A 3381-nucleotide genomic window follows, 5' to 3' on the forward strand; every position below is an offset into this window, starting at 1 on the left:
CCCGCGACGATCATCACGTCGGACTGACGGGGGCTGGGGCGGAAGATGATGCCGAAGCGGTCCAGGTCATAACGAGAGGCACCAGCGTGCATCATCTCCACGGCACAGCAGGCCAGACCGAACGTCATGGGCCACAGGGAGCCGGTACGCGCCCAGTTGATCAGCTTGTCGGCCGTGGTGGTGACCACGCCCTGCTTGAGCAGTCCTTCTACTCCCATTCCAGAGCCCCCTTGCGCCATTCATAGATGAAGCCCACCACCAGCAGCGCCAGGAAGACGCTCATGCTGATCAGGCCGAAGGTGCCGATCTCGTCCAGCACGACAGCCCAGGGAAACAGAAAGGCAATTTCAAGATCGAAGATGATGAAGAGAATGGCAACGAGGTAGAAGCGCACATCGAACTTCATGCGCGCGTCTTCAAATGCCTCGAAACCGCACTCGTAGGGAGAGAGTTTCTCATCGTCCGGTTTCTGCGGGCCCAGCAGGTATCCCGCGAGAATCGGCCCGACGCCGAAGAGAATGCCCAGTACCACGAACACCAGTATGGGCAGGTAGTTCTCCAACATAGGGTTTCCCCCTGCGTGTTTGAATATGGTGCCCAGGGCGGGAGTCGAACCCGCACGGCTTTCGCCACCACCCCCTCAAGATGGCGTGTCTACCAATTCCACCACCTGGGCGTAAATTCTTTTCGCTCGTTACTGCTGCGGCACCACCGGCTTGGGCACATCATTCTGCTGCTGTGCCGGCACGGTGGCCGTCTTCTCGATCACGCTCTGATACCCCTTGTGCTGCGAGGCACTCATGTAGGCCAGCGTGATGCTCGTAATAAAGAAAATGGTCGCCATGATCGCGGTCAGGCGCGACAGAAAGGTCGCAGAACCGCGACTGCCGAATACGGTCTGTGAGGAGCCGCCGCCAAAGCTGGCACCGGCATCCGCCCCCTTGCCCTGCTGAATCAGCACCAGACCGATAATGGCCAATGCCACCAGCAGATGAATGGTCAGCACGATGGAAAACATGTCTATTATCCCTTCACCTTGGCCGCTGCATTGCAGATGGCCAGAAAATCTTCCGCCTTGAGCGAAGCGCCACCGATCAGCCCGCCGTCAATATCAGGCTGCGAGAAGAGTGCTTCGGCATTGTTTGGCTTCACACTGCCACCATACTGAATGATCATGCGCTCGGCCGCATCCGCTGACAGCATGGCGATACGCTCGCGGATGAAGGCATGCACCGCCTGTGCCTGCTCAGGCGTGGCCGTCTTGCCGGTGCCGATGGCCCACACCGGCTCATAGGCGATTACGATGTCGCCGAACGCCTCACCACCCACACGGTCGATGACCGCCTGCAGCTGACGCTCGATCACCCGCTCGGTGATGCCGGCCTCACGCTCCTCCAGCGTTTCGCCCACACAGAGAATGGGGGTCAGCTTCGCATCCAGCGCCACCTCCACCTTGCGCGCAATGAAATCGTCATCCTCGCCATAGAGCGCGCGACGCTCGGAGTGACCGAGAATGACGTAACGACAGTCGAACTCCTTGAGCATGGGCGCGGAAATCTCGCCGGTGAAGGCCCCGTAGGCGGGCTGATCGGACATGTTCTGAGCGCCCACTGCGATGGGAGCGCTGCCCAGGGTGCGACGCACATAGTCAATATAGATGGCCGGCGGACACACGGCCACATCCACGCTGTCAGCCTGCTTCCATCCTGCGGTCAGCCCGGTCAGCAGCTCGGCGATCATCGCCTTGCTGCCATGCATCTTCCAGTTACCGGCCACAAACGGCTTTCTCATGCGTCGCACTCCGTCCGAAATAAGCAAATCTTGATAATCTTAACGAGCGATTCCGGCAAATACAATCTTGACAGTTTTGTTAAATTCTGATCTTCAGCCAGGATTCGAGCTGTTCCGCCGCCCGGTTCACCGCCGACATGTCCGGCCCCTCCACCAGAATGCGGATCAGCGGTTCGGTGCCTGATGGACGCACCAGCACTCGCCCCTCTTCGAGCGTCTCCTCAACCTCTCGCACCAGCGCCTGCCACTCGGCATCTTCCAGAATCCGCCGGTCTTCGGCACGCTTGAGGCGCACATTGCGCAGCACATTGGGATACTTGTGCAACCCCTGCAACGCCTCGCGCAGCGTCAGGCCATGCCTGCGCAGACGGGCCAGCACCTGCAGCGCGGCGATGATGCCGTCGCCCGTATCGAGTCGGTCCATGCACAAGACATGACCGGAGGGTTCCGCGCCATACAGCCAGCCGGTGTCACGCAGCTTTTCCATCACGTGGCGATCCCCCACCGGCGTGCGGGCAAAACTGATGCCTCGCGCCTTGAGTGCCGCTTCCAGACCGGCATTGGACATGACCGTGCCCACCACCCCTTCGGGCTGCGGATCCGACAGGGTGGCGAGGAGGTAGAGCAGGTCATCTCCATCCCGCTCCACGCCCTGATCGTCCACGAACACCACCCGGTCGCCATCGCCGTCGAAGGCGATGCCCAGATCAGCACCGGTTTCCAGCACTTTGGCACGCAGCGCGCGGGTGTCGGTGGCGCCACATCCCTGATTGATGTTGAGGCCATCCGGCGTCACGCCGATGGCTGTCACTTCGGCGCCCAGCTCCCGGAACACGCTGGGAGCGACATGGTAGGTGGCGCCATTGGCGCAGTCCAGCACCACCTTCAGCCCCTGCAGGCCACCGGGCGCACGGTAGGTGCTCTTGCAGAATTCGATGTACCGTCCGGCGGCGTCATCGATGCGCCGCGCGCGCCCAAGCCGGTCCGGCGAAGTCATCTCGAAGGCGCGTTCTGAAAAGACGGTTTCAATTTCTTCGGTAAGCGCATCATCCAGCTTGGCGCCAGCTGAGGAGAAGAACTTGATGCCGTTGTCGGTGTAGGGATTGTGGGAGGCGCTGATCACCAGCCCGATGTCTGCGCTGAAGGTGCGGGTCAGATAGGCGATCGCTGGCGTGGGCAGCGGGCCGGTCAGCAGCACGTCGATGCCGGCGGCGATCAGGCCCGACTCCAACGCCGCCTCGAACATGTAACCGGAGATGCGCGTGTCCTTGCCGATGAGCACCTGGCTCATGCCATGACGAGCCATCACCTGTCCGGTGGCCCATCCCAGCTCCAGCACGCGGTCAGGACGGATGACCCCCTCGCCCACGCGACCGCGTACCCCATCGGTGCCGAAAATGGATGTCTTCTCGCTCATAGCAGCGTCATGGTGATGTTGAGACTTTCTACGGTGGGGCGCACATCATGCACCCGCACCACACTGACCCCCTTCAGGGCCGCCAGCGTGGCCGCCGCCACACTGCCGGTGACCCGCTCCAGCGGATTGTCCCGCCCCAGCAGCTCACCGATCATGCGCTTGCGGGACACCCC

General features: G+C 61.7%; 5 protein-coding genes, 1 tRNA gene and 1 pseudogene. All 7 read right to left on the reverse strand.

Translation table 11 applies throughout. The features are described from left to right. Positions 1-218: pseudogene (locus F8K16_RS00085) on the reverse strand (NADH-quinone oxidoreductase subunit B); the annotation flags it as partial. Next, positions 209-565 (reverse strand): NADH-quinone oxidoreductase subunit A, encoded by a 357-nt coding sequence (locus F8K16_RS00090; RefSeq protein WP_294945247.1) that lies wholly within the window; start codon positions 563-565, stop codon positions 209-211. The pseudogene F8K16_RS00085 and the gene F8K16_RS00090, both read right to left, overlap by 10 nt. Positions 566-591: 26 nt before the next feature. Continuing rightward, a tRNA-Leu gene (locus F8K16_RS00095) sits at positions 592-676 on the reverse strand. Between the two features lie 18 nt (positions 677-694). Next, entirely contained in the window at positions 695-1018 is a 324-nt protein-coding gene (gene secG, locus F8K16_RS00100; protein ID WP_294945250.1) for a preprotein translocase subunit SecG, read from the reverse strand. A 5-nt stretch (positions 1019-1023) separates the two neighbouring features. Next, positions 1024-1791, reverse strand: coding sequence for a triose-phosphate isomerase (tpiA, locus tag F8K16_RS00105; RefSeq protein ID WP_294945253.1), 768 nt, complete (start codon positions 1789-1791; stop codon positions 1024-1026). 79 nt (positions 1792-1870) lie between these two features. Further along, on the reverse strand, positions 1871-3208 hold the full coding sequence (gene glmM, locus F8K16_RS00110) for a phosphoglucosamine mutase (protein WP_294945256.1): 1338 nt from the start codon (positions 3206-3208) through the stop codon (positions 1871-1873). After that, positions 3205-3378, reverse strand: a complete 174-nt coding sequence (locus F8K16_RS00115; RefSeq protein ID WP_294945259.1) for a dihydropteroate synthase — start codon at positions 3376-3378, stop codon at positions 3205-3207. Before F8K16_RS00115 ends, glmM begins: the two co-directional genes overlap by 4 nt. Positions 3379-3381: the final 3 nt, after the last annotated feature.

It is taken from the genome of Sulfurivirga sp. (assembly GCF_015490265.1).
Classification (GTDB): domain Bacteria; phylum Pseudomonadota; class Gammaproteobacteria; order Thiomicrospirales; family Thiomicrospiraceae; genus Sulfurivirga.